Genomic DNA, 25,964 nt, shown 5'->3' on the forward strand with positions numbered 1-25,964 from the left:
CGGCGTGACTCGCGGTCCGGCGCGGTCATCCCCGTTGATGCCCGGCACGGCCGATGGTCACCCGTGCGGGGGCCTTCGGACCGGCCCCAAGATTTTGGCGGCTGCGCCCCGCCTGCGGAAGCGTGACATACGGCACACCGCCGCCGGTCCACCTGCGGCAGGATGGCTGGCGTGACCGATCAGGACATTGACCCCGCCATGATGCGCAAGCAGTACCGCTCGGAGATCGTCCACGAGGAGAGCCTCGCCGAGGACCCCATGGAGCAGTTCGCCCGGTGGTTCCAGCAGGCGGCCGACTCGCACCTCTTCGAACCGAACGCCATGGTCGTCTCGACGGCCACCCCCGACGGACGGCCCAGCTCGCGCACCGTGCTGCTGAAGCAGTTCGACAGCCGGGGCTTCGTGTTCTTCACCAACTACGGGTCCCGCAAGGGGCGGGAGATCGCCGGGAACCCGCACGTCGCGCTGCTCTTTCCCTGGCACCCCATCGCCCGCCAGGTGATCGTCACCGGCACGGCGTCCCGTATCGGTCGCGACGAGACGGCGGCGTACTTCCGCTCCCGGCCGCACGGCTCGCAGCTGGGCGCCTGGGCGAGCGAGCAGTCGAGCGTGATCGGTTCCCGCGCGGAGCTGGACCGCCGCTACGCCGAGCTGGCCGCGCGCTACCCGGAGGACGAGGGCGAGCAGGTCCCGGTCCCGCCGGAGTGGGGCGGGCTGCGGGTGGTGCCGCAGGAGATCGAGTTCTGGCAGGGCCACGAGAACCGGCTGCACGACCGGTTGCGCTACGTCCTGGAGGGCGAGAAGTGGCGCCTGGAACGGCTCTGCCCGTAGCCCCTGGCCTCAGCCCGTGCCCGCGGACCTCAGCCCCTGCCCGCGGGCCTCAGCCCGTGCCCGCGCGGGAAAAGCAGACGACCCGCGGGCTCGGGTTCCTCTCCTGCAGTGAGAGGAGCCGGCCGGACGTGCCGGCGAGCCCGCGGGTCGGGTGACTGCTTGGGATTGGCGCCGGGCGATCCGCCGGGCACCGCACTGGGTGCGTTGCTGACGACGGGCCCTAGCCCGCAGCCACCTCACGCGTCCGGTTTCCGTACATTGCGGGAACCACCTCCCTTCTCGTGTACCTCAGAGCCTAGGCAGGCACGACGACGGCCACAACCGTTTTATTTCGCGTCCCCAATCCGGCGAAAGCGGTGTGGTGTGGGTCACGTTCGAGTTCAATGATCTGACGTGCCGCATACGCCAACACCTGCTGGGGGTTCCAGGTGAGTGCTTCCGGACGTGACGAGACCACCGACGATCTGCTCGCCGCGCTGCTGGACGGGATGGACGCCGCGCTGTGCGCCTTCGACTCCGACGGGGTGATCACCCACTGGAACCGCGAGGCCGAGCGGATCCTGGGCTGGTCCGCGGCCGAGGCCGTGGGACGCAAGGGGTTCGAGGGATGGGCGGTGCGGGCCGCCGACGCGCAGGACGTCCAGGACAGACTGATGTCGGCCCAGCACGTGCCCGGGCGGCAGGTCCACGAGTTCGCCCTGCTCACCAAGGACGGCGGGCGCGTCCTCGTACGGACGCAGTCGGCGGGGGTGCCGGCCGCGGACGGCTCGCCCGCCGGGGTGTACTGCGCCTTCAGCGAGGTGCACGCGCAGATCGACCTGGAGCGGTCCATCGCCCTGAGCGAGGCCCTGATGGAGGACGCCTCCTGGGGTGTCGTCCTCGTCGACGTCGACCTGCGGCCCGCCGTGGTCAACGCGCACGCCGCACGGGCCTTCGGCACCGGCCGCACCGCCGTGCTCGGCCGGCCCCTCGGGGAGCTGCTGACCCAGGGGGTGGAGGAGCTGGAGGGCGCGCTCCAGCACGTGCTCGCGGAGGGAGCGCCGCCCGCGCCCGTGGAGATGTGGGTGTCGGTGCGCACGGCGGAGGGCGTACGGCGCCGGTGCTGGCGCTGCGGGTTCGTGCGCCTGGCCTCGCCGCTCGCGGAGGAACCGGTGCCGCTGGGCGTCGGCTGGCTGCTCCAGGACGTCACCGAGGCACGGCAGGAGCAGCTCGACGCAGCGCAGGCACGGTTCCGTTCCCACCAGCTGCACCGGGCGGGGCGGGCCGCCGCCGAGTGCGAGGACCCGGCGGAGGCGGCCGCCGTACGGCTGGACTTCGCGCTCGCCGGTTTCGCCGAGCACGCGCTGCTCGACGTGCTGGCCCCCGCGGCCGACTCCGAGCGGCGCAGGCTCGTACGGTGCGCGGCGTCGCCGCCCGCGCTGCCCGGGCCCGGTTCGATCCCCGTGCGGTACGCGGCCGGGCACCCGGCGCTGCAGGCGCTGGACCGGATCGGCTCGGTGCGCACCAGCGCCCCGCGGGGCGAGGCGGACGCGGAGTGGGCGCGGGCCCGGCAGTGGCCCGAGGGCGCCGCGCACGTGCTGTGCACGGTGCTGCGCAGCCGGGGCCGGACCCTGGGGGCGCTGACGTTCCTGCGCGGGCCCTCGCGGGCGGCGTTCGAGCGGGCGGACGCGGCGTACGCGGAGGAGGTCGCGGCCCGCGTGGCGGCGGACCTGGACCTCGCGACGGGACGGGGGGCGGCGGGCTCCGGGGCGGACCGCGGAGCCGACCCGGGGGCGGACCGCGGAGCCGACTCCGGGGCCGGCCCCGGGGCGGGTGGTCAGTGACGGAAGAAGATCCGGTCGCCGTACTCCTGCATGACCCGGCCGTTCCACTCGTGGCCGCCGTCGACGTTGCCGGAGCGCAGCAGCGGGGGCTCCAGGCCGCGGGCGGCGAGTTCACCGGCGGCCGTGGCCATCACCGCCTGCATGATCGCGCTGGTGACGACGGTGGAGGCGGGGGCGAAGGGGGCGTCGATGCCGTCGAGGCTCAGCTCGGCGTCCCCGACCGCGATCTTGCTGTCGAGGACGACGTCGCAGTGGTCCTTGAGGAAGGTGCCGGAGACGTGGCGCGAGCGGGTGTCGGTGGCGTACGCGACCGAGGTGACGCCGATGACCTTGAGGCCGATGGCGCGGGCGTTCATGGCCATCTCGACGGGCAGGGCGTTGCGCCCGGAGAGGGAGATGATCACGAGGACGTCGCCGTCGGAGGCGGGGCTGCTGTCGAGGACGGCGCCGGCGAGGCCGTCGACGCGTTCCAGGGCGCTGCCCAGGGTGGCGGGCATGACGTCGACGCCGGCGGTGCCGGGGACGGCGAGGAAGTTCATCAGTGCGAGGCCGCCTGCCCGGTAGACGACGTCCTGGGCGGGGAGGGAGGAGTGGCCGGCGCCGAAGGCGAAGAGGCGGTTGCCGGCGGCGACGGCGTCGGCGACGAGGGTGCCGGCCTCGGCGATGCGCGGGGCCTCCTCGTCCCTGACCCGCTCCAGGAGGCCGATGGCGGCGTCGAAGAACTGACCGGCCAGCTTGCTCTCGCTCATACGCCGAAGGCCCTTCCAGGGGTGGGGTGCGTCCGTGTCCGCCGCTCACCGTGCGGTCTGGACCAAGGGCGTGTCAATACGGCCGTCAATCCGGTGTCCGAAGGCCCGGGGGGCGTTCGGGAGCGGTCTTGACCCACGGCACGGGACGGTTGTCCGCCCGATGCGTCAGAATTGGGGACAGGGCCAGCGCACGCAATCCGAGGGGCACGAATGTCCGGACTGATCGATACCACGGAGATGTATCTCCGCACCATCCTCGAGCTGGAAGAGGAAGGCGTGGTCCCCATGCGCGCCCGGATCGCCGAGAGGCTGGACCAGAGCGGGCCGACGGTGAGCCAGACGGTGGCGCGCATGGAGCGTGACGGCCTGGTGGCCGTCGCCACGGACCGGCACCTGGAGCTGACGGACGAGGGCCGGCGGCTGGCGACGCGCGTGATGCGCAAGCACCGGCTCGCCGAGTGCCTGCTCGTCGACGTCATCGGGCTGGAGTGGGAGCAGGTGCACGCCGAGGCCTGCCGTTGGGAGCACGTGATGAGCGAGGCGGTGGAGCGGCGGGTGCTGGAGCTGCTGCGCCACCCGACCGAGTCGCCGTACGGGAACCCGATCCCGGGACTGGAGGAGCTGGGCGAGAAGGCCGAGGCCGAGCCGTTCCTGGAGGACGGCATGATCAGCCTGTCCGAGCTCGACCCGGGTACCGAGGGCAAGACGGTGGTCGTGCGGCGGATCGGTGAGCCGATCCAGACGGACGCCCAGCTGATGTACACGCTGCGGAGGGCGGGAGTGCAGCCCGGTTCGGTGGTGAGCGTGACCGAGTCCCCGGGGGGCGTGCTGGTCGGCAGCGGTGGTGAGGCCGCCGAGCTGGAGGCCGAGATCGCCTCGCACGTCTTCGTGGCGAAGCGCTGACCCGTTCGGATCGGTCCCTGGTAGGGGTCGGTCCCGGCGCCTTGCGGCGCCGGGACCGGTCCTCCCCTGTGTGACCCGGAGCCCCGAGCTCTCAAGGTCTTCCCCACGGACCGTCTTCCCCGAGCGGCCCGCCTCCCTGCTGAAAGGATCTCCATCGGCAGCGGCGGCCAATCCTTGAGCAAGGTCACTCGAAAGAGCGGTGTTGAGGGCGAGAACCCCGTTTTCGAATGGGGGTTCGATAGTCTGGCGGGGAGCGAAGGGGGTGCATCTGCGGTGGTACAGCGCATCGATGTGACAGGGGCCGAGGGAGTCCGGCTGGCCGCCTGGCAGTTCCGAGAACCGGTCCCCGACGCAGATCCCCGCCCCGGCGTGCTGTTACTGCACGGCCTGATGGGCCGCGCCTCCCACTGGGCCGGTACCGCCCACTGGCTCGGCGAACGCCGCCGCGTCGTCGCCCTGGACCAGCGCGGCCACGGTCACAGCGACCGCCCGCCCGCCGGTGCCGCCCCGCCCACCGCCCTGGGCCGCGAAGCCTTCGTGGCCGACGCGGAAGCCGCCGTCGAACAGCTCGGCCTCGCCCCCGTCATCCTCATCGGCCACTCCATGGGAGCGCTCACGGCCTGGCAACTGGCCGCCCGCCGCCCGGACCTGGTCGCCGCCCTCGTCATCTGCGACATGCGGGCCTCGGCCCTCGGCGCGGCCTCCCAACGCGATTGGGAGGACTGGTTCCACCTCTGGCCCCTTCCCTTCCCCACCCAGGACGCGGCCCGCCGCTGGTTCGGCGAGGACGACCCCCGCGTGGAGCGCCCCGACCCCGGCCGCGGCGCCTTCTTCGCCGAGGTCATGCACGAGTCACCGGACGGCTGGCGGCCGCTCTTCTCCCGCCGCCAGATGCTGACGGCCCGCGAGACCTGGGTCCACGACGCGCACTGGGAGGAGCTGGCCCAGGTCCGCTGCCCGACCCTGGTGGTCCGCGGCCTCGACGGCGAACTGGGCCGCGCCGAGGCCCAGGAGATGGTCCGCGTCCTCCCGGCCGGCCGCTACGCCGAGATCCCCGACGCCGGCCACTACCTCCACTACGACCAACCGGCAGCCTGGCGTGCCGTCCTGGAACCCTTCCTGGACGACATCCCGGCCCCCACCCCCTGACCCGCACCGGCCGGGCAGCGGCCAGGACCCGCCGCCCCCTCCTGCTCGCCGCCCGCCGACACCGGTCCACCGGGAACGGGCCGGTCCCCGCCCCCACGAAAGGGGGCGGGGACCGGCCCGTTCCCGGCGCGGCTCGGCGGGCTCAGCCCTTGCTCACCGCCGACAGGATCTCCGGCAGCTTGCGCGCCACCGTCGGCGCCGCGAGCCGCAGCCCCGCCCAGGCCGCCAGCCAGCCCCAGGCCACGCCGACCGGGAGCACGACCCAGGAGGTGTCCCGGTGCGCGGCCATGTTCAGCCACACCGCCAGCGCGATCACCGGCGCGCACACCAGCGCCGACGCCAGCATCCCGCCGAGGATGCCGCCCCAGGCGAGCCCGGCCTGCCCCGGGGCGACGTTCTTGAACGCCCCCTCCGTCGGGATGGAGTACGGGAAGCGGGCCGAGGCCAGGGCTCCCGTGCACAGCATCGATCCCAGCAGGGCCAGAGCCACGCCCACGGCCGCCGGCAGCCCCTGCCAGTCGTCCAGCAGCGCGGCGGTGACCACGGTGACGAGGACCGTGTACGGGAGGGTGACCAGGCCCAGCGCGAAGGCGCGGGCGCGCAGCTCCACATACGCGTCCCGGGTGCCGGAGATGGTCTGCGCGACCATCCAGAACGCCGAGGTGTCCTGCCCGAACTGGTTGTACATCTGCACGCCGAGCATGCCCGCACCGAAGCTGCCGAGGTAGACGGAGCCGGTGCCCTGCAGCGCGTTGAAGACCGGCACGATCATGCCGATCGCCAGCGCCGTCACCCACGCCGACTTCGTCTTCGGGTCGCGCACGACGTAGCGCAGGGCGCGCTGCATCGAAGCGCCCGTCCGGCCGGACGGCAGCAGCGACCAGAAGCCGCTGCCGGCGCCCCCGCCCTCCTTGACCGGCCCGGAAGCGGAGATCGTCGAACCGTCCGGGGTGACCATCAGCCGGGTCAGGCTGCGCTCCCAGAACCACAGCAGTCCGGCCAGAGCGGCCAGGGTCAGCACCAGTTGGGCGGCCGCCCTGCCGTACGCACCCTCGCCCACGGAGTCCACCATGCCGACGGCGGTCGCCGGCGGCAGCCACCGCACCACCGCCTCGACGGGCTCCAGCGACGCCAGGCCGCCCGACTGGAAGAGGCTCTGGCTGGCGAAGTTGGCGAGCTGCGCGCCCACCGCGATGACCAGACCGCTCAGCACCGCCAGGTCGCGTCCCTTGCGGCTGGTCAGCAGCCGTACGTTGGCGGTCGCCACGGCCCGCGCGATGATCACGCAGCCGAGCAGCAGCAGCGGTACGGCCACCACCGCGGCCACGCCGCCCGCGGCGCCGCGCGCGACGGCTATCACCGAACCGACCGCCAGGCACAGCGTGAACAGCGGCCCGATGCCGATGAGCGAGGACGTGAGCAGCGCCGTCACCAGGGGCCGCGGCCGCAGCGGCAGCATCACCAGCCGGCTCGGGTCCAGCGTCTCGTCCCCGGTGGGGAAGAACAGCGGCATGAAGGCCCAGCCGAGCGCCAGGATCGCGGCCAGCAGCACCACCACGGTGCCCGCGTGCGCGTTGCCGCGCAGCAGGCCCAGGCCCAGCGTCATGAAGAAGCCGACCACCAGCGCGAACGCCAGCGACGAGAAGTAGGCGGCCTTGCGTTTGGAGGAGCCCTTCAGACCGTTGCGCAGCAGCGACAGCTTGATGCGGACGAAGATCGGGGTCAATGCGGTCGGCGCCGCGGACGGGGCGCGCCCGGCGGCGGACCCGGCCGCCCCGGTCACTCCGGAAGGCGCACCCGACGGCGTACCCGAAGGCACCCCCGGGGTGCCGGAGGCTCCGGCGGAGGCGGCGGGCGCGCTCATCGCGCGACCGTCCCGGAGGCGCCGCCGAGCCAGTCCAGCGAGTCCCCGGACGCGTCCCGCCCCTGCGCGCCGACCAGTTCGAGGAAGGCCGCCTGCAGGGAGGGCGCGGAGCCCCGTACGTCCGCCAGCGGGCCCGCGGCGCGGATCCGGCCGGCGGCCATCACGGCCACCCAGTCGCACAGCGACTCCACGAGCTCCATCACGTGCGAGGAGAAGACGACCGTGGCACCGGACGCGGTGTAACGTTCCAGCACTCCGCGGATGGTCTGCGCCGACACCGGGTCGACGCCCTCGAACGGCTCGTCCAGGAACAGCACTTCGGGGTTGTGCAGCAGCGCGGCCGCCAGACCGATCTTCTTGCGCATACCGGTCGAGTAGTCCACGACCAGCTTGTGCTGCGACCCGGCGAGATCGAGGATGTCCAGCAGCTGCGTGGCCCGCTTGTCGGTCTCCTCGCCCGGGAGCCCCCGCAGCCGGCCCATGTAGCCGAGCAGTTCACGCCCCGAGAGCCGCTCGAAGAGCCGCAGCCCCTCCGGCAGTACGCCGATCCGCGCCTTCACCTCGGTCGGGTCGGCCCACACGTCGTGCCCCGCGACGACGACCCGCCCCATGTCGGGGCGCAGCAGACCGGTCACCATCGACAGCGTGGTCGTCTTGCCCGCACCGTTCGGCCCCACGAGACCGATGAACTTGCCCGCGGGCAGCTCCAGGTCGATCCCCGCGACGGCCACCTGCTCGCCGAACCGCTTCCACAGCCCTTCCACGCGCACGGCGGACGGCGCGGTTCGCGCACCATCCGTCCTGTCCGCTCCACCCGTCGCATCGCCCTGGTCCGGCATGCGCCTGCCTCTCATCGCGTCCCCCTCGGTCGTTCCTCCTTCACGATAGGAGGAGGGGGAGAGGCCTCATCAGTTACTTATGTCATGAGTTTCCGGACGGACCGCCACCGGGCGCGGAGTTCAGCCCTGGCGGCGCCTGCGCTCCGCCGCCGCCTCGCTGCCGCACGCGTAGGCCAGCGCGTCGATCAGCTCCTCCGTGTCCGGGAGCCAGCGGTTCGCCGGCGTGGGCCGGCGCGCCCACTGCACCGCGCCCCGGCCGCCGTAGCGGGTGGGCGGGGCGGCCACGTACTCTCCCTCGCCGCGCGCGGCGAGGTCGAGCGAGGACGGCGACCACCCCAGCTTGCGCACGAGGTCCGCGACCTTCACCCCGGCGCCCGGCAGCACGAAGAAGAGCATCCGGTGGTCGGGCGTCAGCGTGACCGGCCCCAGGGTGCGCTGCATCCGCTCCAGCCGGGCCAGGGCCAGGAAGCCCGCGGAGTCCGGGACGTCGAGCGCGTCGAAGGTCCGGCCCGTCGGCATCAGGATCGACGCCTGCGGGTGCTTGCCCCACACACGCCGCACCTGCACCGCGCTGCCGGTGGCGTGCGCCGCCCAGTCCTTCACCGCCGGGTGCGCGCCGGGAGCCGGGCAGTCCGCCGCCCCGCAGGAACACAGCTCCCGGCCGTCCCCGGGCTCCAACCAGGTGCCGGCGAAGACATCCCAGTGCCGTTCTTCCGCGTACCGCACGGCATGGTCCAGCAGCTGCTCGCCGCGCTGCTTGGGGATGGGTGCGGTCTCCGTGACTCCCATGGTCTCTTCCACGCCCATCACAACTGCCCTAGTCACCCGGGGTTACGGGCGTGAACCAGCCCGCGCGCGGAGCATCGATCCTGCATACGGGGCGCACTGATGCATGTGTGGGGGCGCGTAGGAGGCCGGGGCGCTGTCGCTGGGTAGCGACACGACGCAGAGCGGAAGATTCTCCGCACATCAGGCGGGAAGTGATCATTCCAACGGATCACCCGCGGTCAGCAGGGGGTTTTCATGGCAGCCAGGCCTCTCGTCGCCCGCCAGCCGAACGAACGGCTGCAGGCGCTCATCCAGGAAGCCGGGTGCTCCAACGCCGGGCTCGCCCGGCGCGTGAACATGTGCGGCGCCGAACACGGCCTCGATCTCCGCTACGACAAGACCTCCGTGGCCCGCTGGCTGCGCGGCCAGCAGCCGCGCGGCAGGGCGCCGGGGATCATCGCCGAGGCCATCGGGCGCAAACTCGGCCGGACCGTCACCATCGACGAGATCGGCATGGCCAACGGCAAGAACCTCGCCTCCGGGGTCGGCCTGCAGTTCTCCCCGACCGTCGTCGGCGCGATCGAGCAGGTCTGCGAGCTGTGGCGCAGCGACGTCGGCCGCCGAGACTTCCTCGTGGGGTCCAGCGTGGCCGCGTCGGCGCTGGTCGAGCCGAGCCGCGACTGGCTGATCACCGGCGCCGACACCCAGGTGGCCCGCAGCGGCGGTTCGCGCGTCGGCATGTCCGACGTCGAGGCGGTACGGGCGACCACCGAGGCCCTCAAGGACCTCGACCACCGCTTCGGCAGCGGCCACGTACGGCCGGTGGTCGTGCACTACCTCAACTCGGTGGTGTCCGGCCTGATCGGCGGCTCCTACCGGGAGTCCGTCGGGCGGGCCCTGTTCGCGGCGGTGGCCCGGCTGACGGAACTCGCCGGCTACATGGCGGTCGACACGGGCCAGCCGGGCCTGGCGCAGCGCTACTACATCCAGGCGCTACGGCTGGCCCAGGCGGCCGGCGACCGCGCGTACGGCGGCTACGTCCTGGCGGCGTCCATGAGCCACCTCGCCGCCGAACTCGGCAACCCGCGGGAGATCGCACAGCTCGCGCGGGCCGCCCAGGAGGGGACGCGAGGCCAGGTCACCCCGCGGGTGGAGGCCATGTACTACGCCGCCGAGGCGCGCGGGCACGCGCTGCTGGGCGACGCCCGGGCGACGGGCGTGCTGTCCGCGCGGGCGGCGAGCGCACTGGAGCGGGCGGAGCCGGAGTCGGGCGACGACCCGGTGTGGATCCGCCACTTCGACGAGGCGTACCTCGCGGACGAACTGGCGCACTGCTACCGGGACCTGGGGCAGGGCGAAGCGGCGGCCCGCCAGGCGGAGGAAGCCCTGCGCGGCCTCCCGGCGGGCAAGGCCCGCCGCCGGGCCATCGGCCTGCTGCTGCTGGCGGCGGCGCAGGTGCAGCAGCGCGAGCTGGAACAGGGCTGCCGCACGGCGACGCAGGCGGCGGAACTCCTGGAGGGACTGCGCTCCAACCGGGGGGCTGAGTACCTGGAGGACTTCCGGACCCGCCTGGCCCCGTACCGGGAGGAGGCCGCGGTCCGCGAATTCGCCGCCCGGGTCGCCTGAGCCCGCCGCTTGAGCGCCCGCCGTCCGAGCTGGCGACCGGGGCGCGCCGCGCGAGCCTGCCGCCGGGGCCGAGAGCGCCGGAGGAGGCGACGGCCGGTAGGTCCTGTCGTCAAGGTGGCGCCGGTCAGGCCCGCGGTGGCCGGTGCCGTGCATCGCAAGGCGGAGGGGCGCCCGAGTACTGGACGTACTGGGGCGCCCCGACAACGCGGCGAGGTGCGGTGCCGGGCGCCGCGGGCCAGGTGCAACTTTGACGACAGGGCCCAGGAGGGGGCGCGGGTGGGCGGGGGCGTCGGCCGGGGCCGACGTCCGCGGCTCCACGGGCCCCGCCCCCGCTCCGCCGCGCGAGCAGGTAGCGTTGCCGGACGTTCCGTACGGTCGGGCGAGTCGGAGAAGGAGTCCCGGTGACGCAGAGCGGACAAGGGGGCGCACCGCAGCCCGGTGGCCCGTGGGACCCGGACCCGGCGTCCGGGTATCCGGCGTACCCCGAGCAGCCGGAGCCGCCCCGGCCGCAGCAGCCGCACCCCGGTGCGGCCTACGGCTACCCGCAGGCGTACCCCGCCCCGGACGCCGGACCCGGGCACGTGGTCGGCCCCGGCTACGACGGCCCCGGCGCACCCCACGGTTACGGCTACCCGCCCCTGCCCGAGGCCGTCACGCAGTACATCCCGCCCGTCCCGGCCGGCGCCGGCCACGACGAGGCGGCGACGCAGTACATCCCGCCGGTACCGCCCGTCCCGGCCACCCCCGGGCCCGAGGAGGCGGCGACCCAGTACATCCCGCCGGTGCCGGCGGCCCCGGCCACCCCCGGGCACGAGGAAGCCGCGACGCAGTACATACCGCCCGTGCCCGCGGCCCCCACCCCCGCGGCCTCCGGCGTCGAGGGCTTCGACGGCCTCTTCCGCGGTGACGACTCCGCCGGCCACACCCAGCACCTCCCGCCGGTCCAGGAACCCGTCCTGCGCGGCCGCCCGCCGCGGCCCCCGCACCCGCGCCGGCAGCAGCCGCACCCGCAGCCGCACCTCCAGCAGCAGTACGCCCCGCCCCCGCCCCCGCCGCCGGAGCCGTCCCGCAAGGTCTCGCCCGCGATCATCGGCGCCGTCGTCATCGGCCTCGCCGTGGTCGGCCTCGGCGTCGGCTCGCTGCTCGGCGACGGCAAGCCGCAGAACAACGACCCCGGCGCCGTCCCCGCCGCGCCCACCGCAGGCGGCGGCTCCGCCGCGCCCGCCGGCGAGGCGCCGGTCGACCCGGCCCGCCCGCAGGCCGTCCAGCTGGACAAGCTCCTCGCGGACAGCAACGACAGCCGGGCCTCGGTGATCAAGGCTGTGGAGGACATCAAGGGCTGCGCCAACCTCGACCAGGCGTCCTCGGACCTGCGCGACGCGGCCCGTCAGCGCGAGGAACTGATCACGCGCCTGCAGGAGTTGAAGATCGACAAACTTCCCGACCACGCCCGGCTGTCCGCAGCCCTGACCAAGGCCTGGCAGGCCTCGGCGGACGCCGACAACAGCTACGCCGCCTGGGCGGACGACGTGGAGGACGACAAGTGCAAGGACGGCAAGGCCAAGGCCACCAAGAACGCCTCCGACGGCAACAAGTCGAGCGGCGAGGCGACCAAGGCCAAGGAGTCGGCCGCGACCATGTGGAACACGATCGCGGCCAAGTACGGCCTCACCAAGCGCGACAAGTCCCAGCTCTGACCCGCGCGTGACGGGCGCGTGCCGCGGGCCCGTCAGGCCGTGCGCGGAGCCTGCACCAGGGTCGGTGTCATGTCCAGGGGCTGCTCGCCCGGCTGCGCGACGAGCCGCCCGGACCGGACGATCTGGAAGGTGACCTGCCCGTTGACGATGCGGGGGAAGCCGGCGACGGCCCGCATGTCCTGGTAGCGCCAGCTCAGGTCCGGGGTGAGGCCGCCGGTCTTCACCGGCTGGGACTCGTTCAGCGACCGCTTGACCTTGCGCGCGTCGATGCCCTCGCCCTCGTCGAAGCGCTTCACGATCTCCCCGAGGACCGTGTACGCGATCCAGGTGGTCTGCGCCCCGCTGTCGTCGGGGTCGACGGTGTCGTCGCCGAAGGCGAAGTCGGTGACGACCTTGCGCATGGGCTCCCAGAGGGGGTCGGACGACACCGGGTACCAGCTGGTGAGGTACGCGCCCTCGAAGGGGCTCTCCCGGCCGCCCGTGCGGTCCACCAGGGACTGGCTGACGCTGCCCAGCACGGAGGAGATCTGGGGCTTCTTGCGCTGCGGCTCGGTGCGCCGGAAGGCGTCGAAGAACGTCTCGGTGCGCTCGCCGAGGACGGCGGTGACGCAGCCCTTCTCCTTGTCCTTCTCCTTGCCGGTGCCGATGGTGTGCGCGATGGCCTCGCCGGCCTGCGGCTTGAAGTCGGCGGAATCCTCGGCGGCCCGGATGTCGGAGGCGTCGGCCATCTTGTTGGCGCGCAGTCCCGCGTTGAGCAGGACCGGCAGGGTGTCCCCGGCGAGGGTGTCGGGGCGGACCAGGGCCACCTGGTCGCAGGCGCGGCTCAGCTGGTGGCCGGCGCCGGCGATCAGGACGGGCTGGCCGCCGTTGACGGGATAGGAGAGCGGCGACTGGAACTCCTCGGAGGAGACTCCGTAGCCGCCGATGAAGGGGATTCCCTCCGCCTCCAGCGGCGCCATGAAAGCGCGGCCGTGCTGGCTGTAGGAGCCGACGACGGCGACGGCCCTCTCCGCGACGGCCTTGCGGGCGCAGTCGGCGGCGCCGCTGGGCGTGTTCTTCTCGTTGCAGGTCAGCACGCGGAGCCGGTGGCCGTTGATGCCGCCCCCGGCGTTGACCCAGCGCTCGTAGGCCTTGGCCATGCCGGTCATGCCCGGCATGTTCGTGGCCTTGGTCTCCTCCGGCGCGAAGGTCATGACGGTGATCGTTCCCCCGGAGCCCCCCGAGCCGCCGGGGAGCGTCCCGCACCCGGCCACGAGGCAGGCACCCGTCGCCGTGGCCACGAGGGTGCGCGAGAGGGATGCTGCACGTCGCGAGATGGTCATGTCCATGCACCATTCCGCCCCACGGGTAACTGTCGAGTGAGATGGACACAACATCCGGTGACGGTGAGGTGAATTGCGGGGGTGCGGTCCCTTGCGGGCGCTTCAAGATCGCATCGAAGGGGAACGTACGATCGAAAGCGTGACATTCGCCCAAGGTTCGAAGAACTCTTCCAAACGCGGCGGCCGCTCCTCCACCATGGGCGGCATGCCCCTGAACGACATGCCGTGGTGGCGCTGGCGCAGCAACGTGCGCTCGGCGCTGCACATGCTTTCCGATCCGGCCTTCCACGAGGACACCTGGCTGGCCGGCGACGAAGGGTACGGCGACGTCACCGACGCCGTGTACCGGCTCGTCGAGGACACCTGGCTCGACAGCTGGTCGGCCGAGAAGTACGTCGGCACGATCTTCCGCGACTCGCAGGAGGCGGCCCTCGTCGACCTCGCCGTGCTGCGCGTGCTCCGCATCCTCCACCAGGTCGGCCCCGACGCGCCCGTATCCGTCTACCTGGAGCACCACGCGTGGCCCGAGGCGGTCCGCGCCGCGCGCGAGGCACACGTACGACTGGCGCGGGCCGACGGGGACGACCCGGACGTACGGCCCACCTCGCTCGAAGTGTTGAAGATCCTCACCCGCGCGGTGTGAAAGGCTGTGCGGTCATGAGCGACCCGCACAACGAGGCCCAGGCCCAGCAGCAGCCCCAGTACGTCCTGACCGTGTCCTGCCCCGACAAGCAGGGCATCGTGCACGCCGTGTCGAGCTACCTGTTCATGACCGGCTGCAACATCGTGGACAGCCAGCAGTTCGGAGACCGGGAGACCGGCCTCTTCTTCATGCGGGTGCACTTCGAGGCCGAGCCTGCGGTCACGGTGGAGAAGCTGCGGGCGAGCTTCGCCGCCATCGGCGAGTCCTTCAAGATGGAATGGGAGATCCACCGCTCCGAGGAGCGCATGCGGATCGTCCTGATGGTGTCCAAGTTCGGGCACTGCCTCAACGACCTGCTGTTCCGCTCGCGCATCGGGGCCCTGCCGGTCGAGATCGCGGCCGTGGTCTCCAACCACACCGACTTCGCCGAGCTCGTCGCCTCCTACGACGTGCCGTTCGTGCACATCCCGGTGACGAAGGACACCAAGGCCCAGGCCGAGGCGCAGCTGCTGGAACTCGTACGCGCCGAGAACGTCGAGCTGGTCGTGCTCGCGCGGTACATGCAGGTCCTGTCGGACAACCTCTGCAAGGAGCTGAGCGGGCGGATCATCAACATCCACCACTCGTTCCTGCCGAGCTTCAAGGGCGCGAAGCCGTACCACCAGGCGCACGCGCGCGGTGTGAAGCTGATCGGCGCCACCGCGCACTACGTGACGGCCGACCTCGACGAGGGGCCGATCATCGAGCAGGAGGTCGAGCGGGTCGGCCACGAGGTCACCCCGGACCAGCTGGTGGCGATCGGCCGCGACGTGGAGTGCCAGGCGCTCGCGCGCGCGGTGAAGTGGCACAGCGAGCACCGCGTCCTGCTGAACGGCTCCCGCACGGTCGTCTTCGCCTGACCCCGCGCGCCCCGCACCGGCGCCGCGGACACGGCCACGGACACCTGCGACCGCGGAGGGCCCCGCCCGCGCAGGGCCCTGCGGGCCGCGAGGCCGTGCGGGCCGAGCGCGCCCGTGCGGGCGTGCCCGCCGGTCTTCCGGCCGGCTTGCCAGGTGCCGTAGCCGCAGGGTCCGTGGACGGTGGCCGTCCGGGCCGCATGGCAAGCCGCCCCCGTCTGCGTGGCGCGACCTCATGCGCAGGTGCCCCGGCGCATCCTCCCCACGGACGAGCGCACCCCCGGGGGCCGGGCGCCCCGGCGGGGCAGGCCGAGGGGGCGCGGCGTACCGGCCCACGGAACCCGCCCCGGATCGGCCCGTGAGGGCCGCGGAGGCCCGGGCCGGGCGGGCCGGGCGGTCCCGGCCGGACCGGCCCGTGCGGGCCCGCCGCAGGCGTTACGCGTCCGGGGCCTCCACCCCGCAGTACCCCGCGAACGCGGCCAGGATCTCGTCCTCCGAGATGCGGCCGTCGCCGTCGCTGTCGAGGCCCAGCGCCACCTGCTCGGCCAGCTCCGGCGCGGTCCCCAGGACGCGCAGCACCCGGGCCGCGGCCGGCGGCGTCGCACCGAGTCCGTCCTCGTCCGCCACCGCGATCACGGCCCGCAGGAAGGGCCGCGCGATCTCCGCGAACCGCTGCGGGTTGTCGCGCAGCCGCTTGGCCGCCCCCGTGATGAACTCCTCGCGGGACACCCGCTGGTCCCCGTCGACGTCAGCGATCCCGGCCATTCCCTGCCAGAACGCCTCGGCACCGCCGAAGACGGCCTGGCCCTTCTCCGACCGTGCGGCGGTACCGAATTCGGCCAGGACGGCCTTCGCGGCCGCGCTGAAGTCCTCCCGGTCGATGAAGCCGGACCCGTCCTGGTCGAAGGTGGCGAATCGGGCGGCGATCTTGCGCTCGTATTCTGCGCTGTCCATATGCGGCGTTCCACCTTCACGTGTGCGTGGGGTTCAGATCAAGACAAGGCAGGAGCGTACGGCCTAGTTGGCCTGCACGTTAAGCGAAGCGGTCAAGCAGGCGGCCGCATCGAACCCGCGCACGGGGAGCGCGGCGGGGCGCGTACGCGTGTACCCATACCCCTTGTGCCGCACCACCGTTCACGCCCTGCAACGCCCCTATCACGGAGGGCCTACTTCCGAGGGGAGCTTCGGCCAAAACAGGCGCGATCCGCCATGTGCCCACTACATTCGATGCGTCGACACACGGCTGGGGGCACTTATGCCGAAGGACGTACCACCGCGCTGGGACCGCCGCATGCAGCAGCGCCTGGCCCGCGGCGAGGCCGCCGCGCTCGGTGAGCTCTACGACCGCTTCGCGTCGCTCGTGCACAGCCTGGCGCACCGCGTCCTGGGCGACGAGAAGGCGGCGGACCGGATCACCCGCGAAGTCTTCGGCTACATCTGGGAGAACCCGGACGCCTACGACCCCAAGCAGGGCTCCATGCGCTCCTGGGTCGCCCGGATCACCCAGGGCCAGGCAGTGGCCCGGCTGCGCCAGGCCGAACTGGGCCGGGGCTCCCGCGAAGAGCTGGAACAGAAGGTGCGCAGCGCGAACGCCGCCGCCCGCGCGGACTACATCGTGACCTCCATGCCCGCGCCGCTGCGCGCCGCGCTCGAACTCGCCTACTTCAAGCGCCGCGACTACCGCCAGGCCGCCGCCGACCTCCGGATCAGCGAGGACGAGGCGCGCCGCAGGCTGCGGCTCGGGCTCCAGCTGCTGTCGACCGCCAACGCCCTCCCGCAGGAGGACACCGCCCAGCCCGGTCACGGCCCGCGCGAATACGGAACACCCCGATGAACGGCCCCGCCCAGTCGCCCGACGACGGATACGAGCGTCCCGGCGGCCAGGCCCGGATACCGGGCCCGCGCGGGGCCGCCGACGACCTCGACCCCGGCCACGCGCCGCATCCGCTCCCCTTGTCGCTGCCGGAGGCGCCGTCGTCGCCACCGTCGCCGCCGCCCTCGCACGCCGTGCTCAAGTCCCTGCTCGGGGCTTGGGCGCTGGCCGCCTGCTCGACCGAGGAGACCCGGGCGGTCGAGGACCATCTCACCGAATGCGCGCCCTGCGCGGAGGAGGCACTCCGGCTGCGCGACGCGGTCGGACTGCTGCACCCGGAGGAGACCCTCGACCTCAAACCGCTGCTGCGCTCGCGGGTGCTGGAGGACTGCCTCGGCAAGCGGCCCGCCCGCATTCCCGTCCCGGGGTGGGCGAGCCCGTACGACACCGAGACCGCGCGGCTCGACGCCCTGCTGCAGGACTTCGGCGACTCCGAGTGGCACACCCCCGTACGCCTGAAGTGGTTCGAGGAGGAACGGCGCCGGTCGCAGCGGACCACGGTGGCCGGCGTGATCGGTCACCTCCTGACCGTCGACGGGCTGATCGCCACCGCCCTCGGGCTGGACGACCCGCTGGGGTCGGACGCGCCGCCCGGCGGCCCGACCGTACGCACGGAGTACTTCTGGGGCGCGTCGTCGTATCCGACGACGCGCCACGTGCGCGAGCCGTGGCGGGAACAGGGCCACACGCTCGTCCGTACCGTGTCCTTCGCGGGCCGCGGCGTCGCCGAACTCGCCGTGGACTACGGCAGTTTCGCGCTGCCGCTCGGTGACGCCTTCCTGGAGCGGGCCTTCGAGTGCTGGGTGCACGCGTCGGACATCGCGGACGCGGTGGACTACCCGTACGAGCCCCCGTCCGGCCCGCACCTGTACCGCATGATCGACCTGGCGGCGCGGCTGCTGCCGGGCGCACTCGCCCAGCGCCGCCGTGCGGGCCTGGCGGCCCCGGCGCGCGGCCTGGTCGCGGCGGGCGCGCCCGGACGGACCCTGCACCTGGAGATCGAGGGCGCGGGTGGCGGCGGCTGGGACATCGCACTGGACTCGCCGGGAGCCAAGCCGTCGGCGGACCGCACGGTGGCGGAGATCGCCCTGGACGGCATCGAGTTCTGCCAGCTGGCGGCCGGCCACATCTCCCCGGAGGACGCGGCGGTGGGCCAGCACGGCGACCGCGAGGCGATCCGCGACGTCCTGTTCGCGGCGGCGTCCCTGAGCCGCCTGTAGGGCGGGCGTCCCCTGGCGGGCGGGGCGGGGCGGGGTGAGCGGGATGCGCCGAGGCGGCATCAGAGCCGGGCTGGGGGTTTCCCGTCAGTCCCATCGTCTTCCGCGTCGGGCCGGCCCCTCAAGGGCGCTCCCTGCGGTCGCGTCACTTCGTGATGGCCTTCGGCCACCCTTGACCGCCCGTCCCGCCACGGAAAATTCGAGGACTGCCAGGAAGCCCCCAGAAGAACGGGCCGGGCGTTCCGTTCCAGGGACGGGCAGATCACGGATGCGGGCCGGTGCTCGGGGTGCGCCCCAGATCGCTACGCGCTCCTGCCGGACGGCGTCCGCAGACCCCTGTGGCTGGGCATAAGCCGCCACCGACCGCTACGCGCTCCTCGACGACGGCGTCAGCGAACCCCTGCGGCTGGACATAGACCGCCATCTGTCGCGCACGCTCCTCGATCACGCGTCTGCGATCCGTCTGGGGCCGGACATCAGCGGCTGGCATCTGTGGCCCGTGGGTGACCCGTACCCGCGAACGTAATCCAGCATGTGTCACGGGCCGTGTCCCGTGTGCCAGAGTGCCCTTGAGGCGGTGGTGTCGAGGCGTCTCGACCACAGGCCTGGGTGTTCCGTGCGCATGATCAGCCAGGCGCGGTACGTGTTCTCCTTGGCCTGCTGAGTGAGACCTTCCCACCCCTTGGCTGATGCTGCGTCGGCAAAGCGGACTTCCCACTGTCCTGCCGGCGCTGGGGGCGCAGTCCGGTCGCCACGACCGGCCGTCAATGCATGTTCCTCGGGTCCGGGGCCTGGCCGTAGGCTGCTCCGTGGTCCTGAGTCAGTGCGGCCAAGAGCACAGGGTCCGAATGGACCTCCGCTGTGTGTTGCCAAGCGGTGAGCATGTGGGCGACAGACGCATGGTTGCCGATCGAGTCCGCTGCGCGCATGGTGTCGACCAGTTCGACGGCGAAGGCGTGGACATCCGGTTCTGGAAGGAACCGAACCCAGGGAAACGCCTCAGGCAGTATGTCGAGGAGCAGTTCCATGCTGCCGGGCTCTCGCCTCGCCATCGCTGACAGCATTCGCGTGGCGGCCGACACCACGGTTTGGTCCTGCTCAGCCTTGGCAGCCGTGGTGAGGACCAGATCCTCACCATCTCTTCGGTGCAGCACGAGGCGTGGGGATTCCTTCAGCCTGGCCAGTGTCTGCTTGTTCTTGTTGACCAGCTCGGAGAAATTCACAGCGGCGGTCTCGGCGCTCATGACTTTGAAGCTACTTCGAAACTGTCGCCCGTGCCATCGCCCGTAGGGGGGACATGCGCACCCCGAACGACCTGCGGACGCGTGATGGAGAAGCGCGTAGCGATCGATGGCGGCCTATGCCCAGCCCCAGAGGCTCGCGGACGCCGCCTGGCAGGAGCGCGTAGCGATCTGAGGCGCACCCCAACCACCGGCTCGCGTCGCTGAGGTGCCCGTCCCTTGATCGATGGCCCGGGCCGTTCTTCTGGGGGCTTCCCGACAGTCCTCGACTTTCCGTGGCGGGACGGGCGGTCAAGGGTGGAGCGCAGCGACATCGCGTAGCGACGCGACCGCAGGGAGCGCCCTTGAGGGGCCGGCCCGACGCGGAAGACGATGGGACTGACGGGAAACCCCAGGACGTCTCTGATGCCGCCCCGGTGGATTCCGCTCGCCGGGGTTCCGCCCAGCAGGCCACGCCGCCCGCCGCCCGCCGCCGCCCCCTACGCGTACCGCTCGCGGAGTTTGTACTTGAGGACCTTGCGGAGGGCTTCGTTGCGGGGGAGGGGGGTGAGGAGTTCCAGTTGCTCCGGGAGTTTGTGGGTGGCCAGGCCTTCCGTGCGGAGGTAGGCCGTGAGTTGGGCGAGGGTGAGGGGGGCGGCTCCGTCGGGCTGTTCGACGACCGCGCAGACGCGTTCGCCGCGGGTCTGGTCCGGGAGGCCGATGACGGCCACGTCCGCGACGCCCGGGAGGCGGTGGAGGAGGTCCTCGATCTCCTTGGCGGAGATGTTCTCGCCCTTGCGGATGATGACGTCCTTGCTGCGGCCGGTCAGGACCAGGTACCCGTCCGGGGTGAGGTGGCCGAGGTCGCCCGTGATCAGGTAGCCGTCGGCGTCGAAGACCTCGGCGGACTGGTCCCGGTCGAGGTATCCCCGGCAGACCGCCTCGCCGCGCAGGCGGACCTCCCCGTCGGTGTCCGGGGGGAGCGGGGTGCCGTCGGGGGTGGTGATGCGGATGGACATGCCGGCCGGGGGGCGGCCCTCGGTGGTGGCGAGGTTCTCGGTGGTGTCGTCCGGGGCGCCCATGGTGATCATGGGGACTTCGGTCATGCCGTAGCCGTGGGTGAGCTGGCAGCCGAGTTCGCGGACGACCGCGTGGTAGATCTCGGGCGGTTTGGGGGCGCCGCCGCCGGCGAGGAGGCGGAGGGTGGGGATGAGGGGGACGTCCGGGGCCTTGCGCTGCTCGGTGAGGAACATGGAGTAGAAGGCGGTGGATCCGCCGGCGACGGTGACGCCGTGCCGGCGGTAGCCGTCCAGGGCGTCCGGCATCGCGAACTTCTCGAAGAGGACGGCGGGGAAGCCGTACAGCAGCAGCATCACGGTGTAGTCCGGGCCGGCTATGTGGGCGTACGGGAAGGCCATCGAGCCGACGTCGGACGGGGTCAGGTGCAGGGCGTGCGCCAGGCAGGAGCCGCCGGCGATGAGGGAGCGGTCGGTGTGCAGGACGCCCTTGGGGTCGGAGGTGGTGCCGGAGGTCCAGTAGATCCAGCGGACGTCGGTGCCGGAGGCGGGCGGCGGGGGCAGTGTGCCGGGGTCGCCGTCGGGGAGGGAGTCGTAGGCGTCGAAGACACCGCGCGCGCCGAGCCGCCGGGCCATGGCGGGGTAGTCGTGGCCCCGCCAGACGCCGGGGGTCGCGAAGAAGTCGGCCTTGGCCTCGCGGAGCGCGAAGCCGACCTCGCGGTCGCGGTAGAAGGGGATGACGGGGGTCTGGACGGCGCCGATGCGGGCGAGGGCGGCGGAGAGCAGGACGGTCTCGATGCGGGTGGGGAGCTGCCAGGCGACGACGGTGCCGGGGCGGACACCCATGGCGTGGAGGCCTGCGGCGACGCGTTCGGAGCGGTCGCGCAGTTGGCCGAAGGTGAGGGTGCGGTCGGCGGCGGGGTCTTCGGCCGCTTCGATGAGGACGGTGCTGTCCGGGGTGAGTGCGGCCCGGCGGGCGATGAGTTCCCACAGGGTGCGGGAGCGGCTCAGTTCTGTCGCGGTCGCGGTGTCCGTCATCCCAGACCTCTCCTCGGCCAATAACTGACGGTTAGTCAGATCTGGCGCAGAGCGTAGAGCGCCGACGCTTGTCGGTCCAGGGGTGGCGGGGCTAGCTTGTTTCTGACGATCCATCAGATCGGCACGGCGTCGGCATGTCATCGGCACGGCACGGCACGGTACTGGCGCCGGATTGGCACCGGATTGGGGAGCCCATGGAACTGCCTCGGATCATCAGCGTCGACGACCACGTGATCGAGCCCGCGCACCTGTTCGACGTCTGGCTGCCCGCCAAGTACCGCGACCGCGGTCCCAAGGCGCTCACGGCCGGCATCGGTGAGCTCCAGTACACCGGCGGCAAGTACGTGATCACCATGGACCCGGACGGCCCGCCGACCGACTGGTGGATCTACGAGGACCTGAAGTTCCCGTACAAGCGCAACATCGCCGCCGTCGGCTTCGACCGCGACGACATGACCCTGGAGGGCATCACCCGTGAGGAGATGCGCCAGGGGTGCTGGGACCCCAAGGCGCGCCTGGCGGACATGGACCTCAACCACGTCGAGGCCTCCCTGTGCTTCCCGACCTTCCCGCGCTTCTGCGGGCAGACCTTCGCCGAGGCGCACGACAAGGAGGTCGCCCTCGCGTGCGTGCGCGCCTACAACGACTGGATGGTCGAGGAGTGGTGCGGTGACAGCGGCGGCCGGCTGATCCCGCTGTGCATCATCCCGCTGTGGGACATCGACCTGGCGGTGGCCGAGATCCGGCGCAACGCCGCCCGCGGAGTGCGCGCGGTGACCTTCTCCGAGATCCCCACCCACCTCGGGCTGCCGTCGATCCACTCCGGCTACTGGGACCCCTTCTTCGCCGTCTGCCAGGAGACGGGCACGGTGGTCAACATGCACATCGGGTCCAGCTCGCAGATGCCCGCGGCCTCCCCGGACGCGCCGCCCGCCGTCCAGGCGTCGCTCAGCTTCAACAACGCGATGGCCTCGATGATGGACTTCCTCTTCAGCGGTGTCCTGGTGAAGTTCCCGACGCTCAAGCTGGCCTACAGCGAAGGCCAGATGGGCTGGATCCCCTACGCCCTGGAGCGCGCGGACGACGTCTGGCAGGAGCACCGGGCCTGGGGCGGGGTGCGCGACCTGATCCCCGAGCCGCCGTCGACGTACTACTACCGGCAGATGTTCTGCTGCTTCTTCCGCGACAAGCACGGGATCGCCTCGCTCGACGTCGTCGGCCGCGACAACGCGACCTTCGAGACCGACTACCCGCACGTGGACTCGACCTTCCCGCACACCAAGGAGGTCGCCCTCGACCACGTGCAGGGGCTGGACGAGGAGACGGTCTACAAGCTGATGCGCGGCAACGCCATCCGCATGCTCGGCCTGGACCTGGACAGGCACCCGGCCGAGAACAGGGGCCGCTGATGGACCTGACGTACACCGACGAGGAGCGGGACTTCCGGGCCCGCCTGCGCGAGTGGCTCGCCAAGACCCTCCCCGAGCTGCCCGCCCGGCCGTCCCCGGACGACTGGCCCGGCCGGCGCGCCTACGACCTGGGCTGGCAGCGCAGGCTGTACGAGGCCGGGTACGCCGGCCTGCACTGGCCCGTGGACGCGGGCGGCCGCGGCGCCACCCCCACCCAGCACCTGATCTTCCTGGAGGAGACCGAGCGCGCCGGAGCACCGTACGTCGGCGCGAACTTCGTCGGGCTGCTGCACGCCGGCCCGACCATCGCCGCCGAGGGCACGGCCGCACAGCGGGCCCGCTGGCTGCCGCCCGTACTGCGCGGCGACGAGGTGTGGTGCCAGGGCTTCAGCGAACCCGGCGCCGGCTCCGACCTGGCCGCGCTGCGGACGCGAGCGGTCCGCGACGGCGACGACTACGTGATCACCGGGTCGAAGATCTGGACCTCCCACGCGGAGGTCGCCGACTGGTGCGAACTGCTCGTGCGCACGCAGCCCGTCAGCGCCGAGGTCCCCAAGCACCGCGGGATCTCCTGGCTGGCCATGCCGATGGACGCGCCGGGGGTGACCGTGCGGCCGCTGCGCACGCTCGCCGGGTCGACGGAGTTCGCCGAGGTGTTCCTCGACGAGGTGCGGGTCCCGGTCGCCGACCGGGTGGGCGCGGAGAACGACGGCTGGCGCGTCACCATGGTCACCCTGTCGTTCGAGCGGGGCACCGCTTTCGTCGGCGAGGTCGTCGCCTGCCGCCGGACCCTGGGCGAGCTGGCCCGTACGGCGAAGGCGAACGGCCGCTGGGACGACCCGGCGCTGCGGCGCCGGCTGGGCCGGCTGTACGGGGAGTTCGGCGCGCTGTGGCGGCTCACCCAGTGGAACGTGAGCGAGGCCCAGCGGTCGCAGGGCGGGGTCCCCGGCATCGGCGGCTCGGTCTTCAAGCTGGCCTACTCGCACGCCCGCCAGGAGCTGTACGACACCGCGGCGGAGGTCCTGGGGGCGGCGTCGCTGTCGCTGGAGGAGGAGTGGACCCTGGACCGGCTCTCGTCGCTCTCGTACACGATCGCGGCGGGCACGTCGCAGATCCAGCGGAACATCGTCGCCGAGCGGATCCTCGGCCTCCCGAAGGGGCGGTGAGCGGGATGGACTTCCAGCCGACGGAGGACCAGCGGGCCCTGCGGGCGGGCGTACGGGGCCTGCTGAAGGGCCGGTACGGGCGGGAGGCGCTGCGCGCCTCGGTGGACTCGGGCGTCGCCGTGGACCGCGGGCTGTGGCGGGAGCTGGGTGGGGCGGGCTTCTTCGCGCTGCGGCTGCCGGAGGCCGAGGGCGGTGTGGGGCTGGGGCTGCCGGAGGCGGCGGTCGTCTTCGAGGAGGCCGGGCGGGCCCTGGTGCCGGGGCCGCTGGTGGCCACGCACCTGGCCGCCGGGGCCGTGCCGGGGGCGGCGGCGGGGACGGCGGTGGTCACCGCCTTCGACCTGGGCGGGGACCTGGTGGCGTACCTGGCGGAGGCGGACGCGGTGCTCGGCGCGGCCGGGCTCCCGGACGGCGAGCCGGTGCGCGCTGCGGACCCGTTGACGCCGCTGCACCGGGTCCGGGGAGGGGGCGACGGCGGCGACGTCGCCGCGTACCTGACGGAGGGGGCGCTGCTGACGGCCGCGCTCCAGGTCGGGAGCGCGCTGCGGACGGTGGAGCTGGCGGTGCGGTACGCGGGGGCGCGGGAGCAGTTCGGGCAGCCGATCGGGGCGTTCCAGGCGGTCAAGCACCTGTGCGCGCAGATGCTGGTGCGGGCGGAGGTGGCCCGGACGGCGGTGTACGCGGCGGCGGTGACGGGCGGGGCGGGGGAGGTGGCGGCGGCGAAGCTGCTGGCGGACGGGGCCGCGGTCCGCAACGCCCGCGACTGCCTGCAGGTGCACGGCGGGATGGGGTTCACGTGGGAGGCGGACGTGCACCTGCACCTGAAGCGGGCCTGGGTGCGCGCCGAGCAGTGGCGGACGGCGGTGGAGGCCGAGGAGCTGCTGGCGGAGGAGCTGCTGTCGGCCGGAGCAGGTGGGGCCGGAGCAGCTGGAGCGCAGTAGCGGAGGCGCCGGGACGGGCCGTGTCCGGGGCGGCCCGGGGTGACGGGTGGGGCGGGAGGGGTACGGCGGCAACGACGCGGGACGCATGTCCGATTACAGAGAGTTGATATCGCTTTGTGTCCTGCGCTCGCCCCCTTACGGCCCGGAGTCAGGGGCTTGCTCCGGTACGCTCCGACGAATGCGAGCGGTTGAGCGGCGTGAGCGTCGCACAGTATGCACCACGCCTACTCTTTCGCGCGGGAATATGCCCGAAGCGCTTGTTGTGGTGTCTGTACGTCAACCATGCTGCTACGCAAGGGGGTCACGGTCGGTGATCCCGCCCCGTCGCGAGGCGAAGTGTCCGCCGGTTCGGATGGTGTGAGCGGTGCAGGTGCTTCAGGTGCAGCTGGAGGTAGGCGCGGATCCCGCCGAGGTCGGCCGGGCGCGTCGGTGGGCCCGGTCGCGGTTGGCCGGGTCCGGAATAGGGGACGACGAGCCGCTCGCCGAGACGCTGATCCTGCTGATCTCGGAACTGGTCACGAACGCGGTCGTGCACACGGGCTGCCCGGCCGTGCTGCGCATGCTGTTCGGGGGGCCGGGGGTGCGCGTGGAGGTCGCGGACGCGAGCGACCGGGCGCCGGCCAGGCGGCAGGCCTGCGGCGAGGACACCGGCGGGCGCGGCCTGGAGCTGGTGGACGGCCTGGCCGACCGGTGGGGCTGGCAGCGCGAGGGCGCGGGCAAACGCATCTGGTGCGAGATCGACCGCGCGCGGAAGGCGGAGTCGGACGCGGCGACGGGCGGAGCCTCGACGGAAGCCCCGTGCTGCACGTCGGAAATTCACACTCCGGTGCGGGAACCGCGCGTGTACCTCTAACGAGGTGTTGACGGTTCGTCACCTTTTGATCACCCTGGTGTGGAGCGATTCGACGCGAGGGGACGCCAAGGACACGCCTTGACGAGTGCGGGTCGCGGGGTGGCGGCTGCCGTGCCGCGCTCGG

The 25,964-nt window shown here is 72.7% G+C and carries 22 protein-coding genes; 14 read left to right on the plus strand and 8 right to left on the minus strand.

Annotation, left to right across the window (positions count from 1 at the left end):
• Positions 1-162: 162 nt before the first annotated feature.
• Together pdxH and AC2RP6_RS22500 are read left to right on the plus strand one after the other, a co-directional pair.
• Positions 163-831: a pyridoxamine 5'-phosphate oxidase gene (gene pdxH / locus AC2RP6_RS22495; protein WP_486447810.1), complete on the plus strand. Its 669-nt coding sequence runs from the start codon at positions 163-165 to the stop codon at positions 829-831.
• Between the two features lie 428 nt (positions 832-1,259).
• Positions 1,260-2,654 carry a PAS domain-containing protein gene (locus tag AC2RP6_RS22500; RefSeq protein ID WP_486447811.1) on the plus strand — a complete coding sequence of 465 codons (1,395 nt, stop codon included), beginning with the start codon at positions 1,260-1,262 and terminating at the stop codon, positions 2,652-2,654.
• On the opposite strand, the gene AC2RP6_RS22505 is transcribed toward AC2RP6_RS22500, so the two are convergent.
• Positions 2,648-3,403 carry an SIS domain-containing protein gene (locus AC2RP6_RS22505; RefSeq protein WP_486447812.1) on the minus strand — a complete coding sequence of 252 codons (756 nt, stop codon included), beginning with the start codon at positions 3,401-3,403 and terminating at the stop codon, positions 2,648-2,650. The two genes, AC2RP6_RS22500 and AC2RP6_RS22505, sit on opposite strands and share 7 nt — an antisense overlap.
• 210 nt (positions 3,404-3,613) lie before the next feature.
• Here AC2RP6_RS22505 and AC2RP6_RS22510 point away from each other — a divergent pair, with 210 nt between their 5' ends.
• Positions 3,614-4,306, plus strand: a complete 693-nt coding sequence (locus tag AC2RP6_RS22510; RefSeq protein WP_030665907.1) for an iron-dependent transcriptional repressor DtxR — start codon at positions 3,614-3,616, stop codon at positions 4,304-4,306.
• A 273-nt stretch (positions 4,307-4,579) separates the two neighbouring features.
• Entirely contained in the window at positions 4,580-5,455 is an 876-nt protein-coding gene (locus AC2RP6_RS22515; RefSeq protein ID WP_486447813.1) for an alpha/beta fold hydrolase, read from the plus strand.
• Between the two features lie 142 nt (positions 5,456-5,597).
• On the opposite strand, the gene AC2RP6_RS22520 is transcribed toward AC2RP6_RS22515, so the two are convergent.
• The 3 genes from AC2RP6_RS22520 to AC2RP6_RS22530 form a co-directional block, all read right to left on the minus strand.
• Positions 5,598-7,319: a transporter gene (locus AC2RP6_RS22520; protein WP_486447814.1), complete on the minus strand. Its 1,722-nt coding sequence runs from the start codon at positions 7,317-7,319 to the stop codon at positions 5,598-5,600.
• Positions 7,316-8,158: an ABC transporter ATP-binding protein gene (locus AC2RP6_RS22525; protein ID WP_486450407.1), complete on the minus strand. Its 843-nt coding sequence runs from the start codon at positions 8,156-8,158 to the stop codon at positions 7,316-7,318. The genes AC2RP6_RS22520 and AC2RP6_RS22525 overlap by 4 nt, the downstream gene beginning before the upstream one ends.
• 120 nt (positions 8,159-8,278) lie before the next feature.
• Positions 8,279-8,947, minus strand: coding sequence for a bifunctional DNA primase/polymerase (locus AC2RP6_RS22530; RefSeq protein WP_486447815.1), 669 nt, complete (start codon positions 8,945-8,947; stop codon positions 8,279-8,281).
• Positions 8,948-9,181: 234 nt separating this feature from the next.
• Between AC2RP6_RS22530 and AC2RP6_RS22535 the strand changes: the two genes are divergently transcribed.
• Entirely contained in the window at positions 9,182-10,552 is a 1,371-nt protein-coding gene (locus AC2RP6_RS22535; protein WP_486447816.1) for an NsdA family TPR-like regulatory protein, read from the plus strand.
• A gap of 401 nt (positions 10,553-10,953) precedes the next feature.
• The gene (locus AC2RP6_RS22540) at positions 10,954-12,249 is read left to right on the plus strand and encodes a ferritin family protein (protein WP_486447817.1); all 1,296 of its coding nucleotides are present in this window, start codon (positions 10,954-10,956) and stop codon (positions 12,247-12,249) included.
• A gap of 32 nt (positions 12,250-12,281) precedes the next feature.
• On the opposite strand, the gene AC2RP6_RS22545 is transcribed toward AC2RP6_RS22540, so the two are convergent.
• Complete coding sequence (locus AC2RP6_RS22545; protein WP_486447818.1) at positions 12,282-13,571, minus strand: ABC transporter substrate-binding protein; 1,290 nt, start codon at positions 13,569-13,571, stop codon at positions 12,282-12,284.
• A 196-nt stretch (positions 13,572-13,767) separates the two neighbouring features.
• On the opposite strand from AC2RP6_RS22545, the gene AC2RP6_RS22550 reads away from it, so the two are divergent.
• Positions 13,768-14,214, plus strand: coding sequence for an SCO4402 family protein (locus AC2RP6_RS22550; RefSeq protein ID WP_486450408.1), 447 nt, complete (start codon positions 13,768-13,770; stop codon positions 14,212-14,214).
• A 14-nt stretch (positions 14,215-14,228) separates the two neighbouring features.
• Positions 14,229-15,113 (plus strand): formyltetrahydrofolate deformylase, encoded by an 885-nt coding sequence (gene purU, locus AC2RP6_RS22555; protein WP_486447819.1) that lies wholly within the window; start codon positions 14,229-14,231, stop codon positions 15,111-15,113.
• Positions 15,114-15,545: 432 nt separating this feature from the next.
• On the opposite strand, the gene AC2RP6_RS22560 is transcribed toward purU, so the two are convergent.
• Positions 15,546-16,064 (minus strand): EF-hand domain-containing protein, encoded by a 519-nt coding sequence (locus AC2RP6_RS22560; RefSeq protein ID WP_486447820.1) that lies wholly within the window; start codon positions 16,062-16,064, stop codon positions 15,546-15,548.
• A 301-nt stretch (positions 16,065-16,365) separates the two neighbouring features.
• Between AC2RP6_RS22560 and AC2RP6_RS22565 the strand changes: the two genes are divergently transcribed.
• The gene (locus AC2RP6_RS22565; protein WP_486447821.1) at positions 16,366-16,944 is read left to right on the plus strand and encodes a sigma-70 family RNA polymerase sigma factor; all 579 of its coding nucleotides are present in this window, start codon (positions 16,366-16,368) and stop codon (positions 16,942-16,944) included.
• A complete protein-coding gene (locus AC2RP6_RS22570; protein ID WP_486447822.1) occupies positions 16,941-18,203 on the plus strand; it encodes a zf-HC2 domain-containing protein in 1,263 nt (420 codons plus the stop codon). The genes AC2RP6_RS22565 and AC2RP6_RS22570 overlap by 4 nt, the downstream gene beginning before the upstream one ends.
• A 761-nt stretch (positions 18,204-18,964) precedes the next feature.
• On the opposite strand, the gene AC2RP6_RS22575 is transcribed toward AC2RP6_RS22570, so the two are convergent.
• Together AC2RP6_RS22575 and AC2RP6_RS22580 are read right to left on the minus strand one after the other, a co-directional pair.
• On the minus strand, positions 18,965-19,444 hold the full coding sequence (locus AC2RP6_RS22575; protein WP_486447823.1) for a hypothetical protein: 480 nt from the start codon (positions 19,442-19,444) through the stop codon (positions 18,965-18,967).
• Between the two features lie 476 nt (positions 19,445-19,920).
• Positions 19,921-21,474 carry a class I adenylate-forming enzyme family protein gene (locus AC2RP6_RS22580; RefSeq protein WP_486447824.1) on the minus strand — a complete coding sequence of 518 codons (1,554 nt, stop codon included), beginning with the start codon at positions 21,472-21,474 and terminating at the stop codon, positions 19,921-19,923.
• Between the two features lie 194 nt (positions 21,475-21,668).
• Between AC2RP6_RS22580 and AC2RP6_RS22585 the strand changes: the two genes are divergently transcribed.
• From AC2RP6_RS22585 to AC2RP6_RS22600, 4 genes are all read left to right on the plus strand, one after another.
• Positions 21,669-22,883, plus strand: a complete 1,215-nt coding sequence (locus AC2RP6_RS22585; RefSeq protein WP_486447825.1) for an amidohydrolase family protein — start codon at positions 21,669-21,671, stop codon at positions 22,881-22,883.
• On the plus strand, positions 22,883-24,049 hold the full coding sequence (locus tag AC2RP6_RS22590; protein ID WP_486447826.1) for an acyl-CoA dehydrogenase: 1,167 nt from the start codon (positions 22,883-22,885) through the stop codon (positions 24,047-24,049). The genes AC2RP6_RS22585 and AC2RP6_RS22590 overlap by 1 nt, the downstream gene beginning before the upstream one ends.
• Positions 24,050-24,054: 5 nt before the next feature.
• Positions 24,055-24,987 (plus strand): acyl-CoA dehydrogenase family protein, encoded by a 933-nt coding sequence (locus AC2RP6_RS22595; RefSeq protein ID WP_486447827.1) that lies wholly within the window; start codon positions 24,055-24,057, stop codon positions 24,985-24,987.
• A gap of 364 nt (positions 24,988-25,351) precedes the next feature.
• The gene (locus tag AC2RP6_RS22600) at positions 25,352-25,840 is read left to right on the plus strand and encodes an ATP-binding protein (RefSeq protein WP_486447828.1); all 489 of its coding nucleotides are present in this window, start codon (positions 25,352-25,354) and stop codon (positions 25,838-25,840) included.
• Positions 25,841-25,964: the final 124 nt, after the last annotated feature.

The sequence above is a fragment of the Streptomyces sp. WAC03905 genome (assembly GCF_057371075.1).

Excerpts from the sequence above, each read along its gene's own strand:
- pdxH (WP_486447810.1), top strand. The coding sequence starts at position 163 with ATGGCTGGCGTGACCGATCAGGACATTGACCCCGCCATGATGCGCAAG.
- AC2RP6_RS22505 (WP_486447812.1), bottom strand. The coding sequence starts at position 3,403 with ATGAGCGAGAGCAAGCTGGCCGGTCAGTTCTTCGACGCCGCCATCGGC.
- AC2RP6_RS22510 (WP_030665907.1), top strand. The coding sequence starts at position 3,614 with ATGTCCGGACTGATCGATACCACGGAGATGTATCTCCGCACCATCCTC.
- AC2RP6_RS22520 (WP_486447814.1), bottom strand. The coding sequence starts at position 7,319 with ATGAGCGCGCCCGCCGCCTCCGCCGGAGCCTCCGGCACCCCGGGGGTG.
- AC2RP6_RS22525 (WP_486450407.1), bottom strand. The coding sequence starts at position 8,158 with ATGCCGGACCAGGGCGATGCGACGGGTGGAGCGGACAGGACGGATGGT.
- AC2RP6_RS22530 (WP_486447815.1), bottom strand. The coding sequence starts at position 8,947 with ATGGGAGTCACGGAGACCGCACCCATCCCCAAGCAGCGCGGCGAGCAG.
- AC2RP6_RS22535 (WP_486447816.1), top strand. The coding sequence starts at position 9,182 with ATGGCAGCCAGGCCTCTCGTCGCCCGCCAGCCGAACGAACGGCTGCAG.
- AC2RP6_RS22545 (WP_486447818.1), bottom strand. The coding sequence starts at position 13,571 with ATGACCATCTCGCGACGTGCAGCATCCCTCTCGCGCACCCTCGTGGCC.
- AC2RP6_RS22550 (WP_486450408.1), top strand. The coding sequence starts at position 13,768 with ATGGGCGGCATGCCCCTGAACGACATGCCGTGGTGGCGCTGGCGCAGC.
- purU (WP_486447819.1), top strand. The coding sequence starts at position 14,229 with ATGAGCGACCCGCACAACGAGGCCCAGGCCCAGCAGCAGCCCCAGTAC.
- AC2RP6_RS22560 (WP_486447820.1), bottom strand. The coding sequence starts at position 16,064 with ATGGACAGCGCAGAATACGAGCGCAAGATCGCCGCCCGATTCGCCACC.
- AC2RP6_RS22565 (WP_486447821.1), top strand. The coding sequence starts at position 16,366 with ATGCCGAAGGACGTACCACCGCGCTGGGACCGCCGCATGCAGCAGCGC.
- AC2RP6_RS22570 (WP_486447822.1), top strand. The coding sequence starts at position 16,941 with ATGAACGGCCCCGCCCAGTCGCCCGACGACGGATACGAGCGTCCCGGC.
- AC2RP6_RS22575 (WP_486447823.1), bottom strand. The coding sequence starts at position 19,444 with ATGAGCGCCGAGACCGCCGCTGTGAATTTCTCCGAGCTGGTCAACAAG.
- AC2RP6_RS22580 (WP_486447824.1), bottom strand. The coding sequence starts at position 21,474 with ATGACGGACACCGCGACCGCGACAGAACTGAGCCGCTCCCGCACCCTG.
- AC2RP6_RS22585 (WP_486447825.1), top strand. The coding sequence starts at position 21,669 with ATGGAACTGCCTCGGATCATCAGCGTCGACGACCACGTGATCGAGCCC.
- AC2RP6_RS22590 (WP_486447826.1), top strand. The coding sequence starts at position 22,883 with ATGGACCTGACGTACACCGACGAGGAGCGGGACTTCCGGGCCCGCCTG.
- AC2RP6_RS22595 (WP_486447827.1), top strand. The coding sequence starts at position 24,055 with ATGGACTTCCAGCCGACGGAGGACCAGCGGGCCCTGCGGGCGGGCGTA.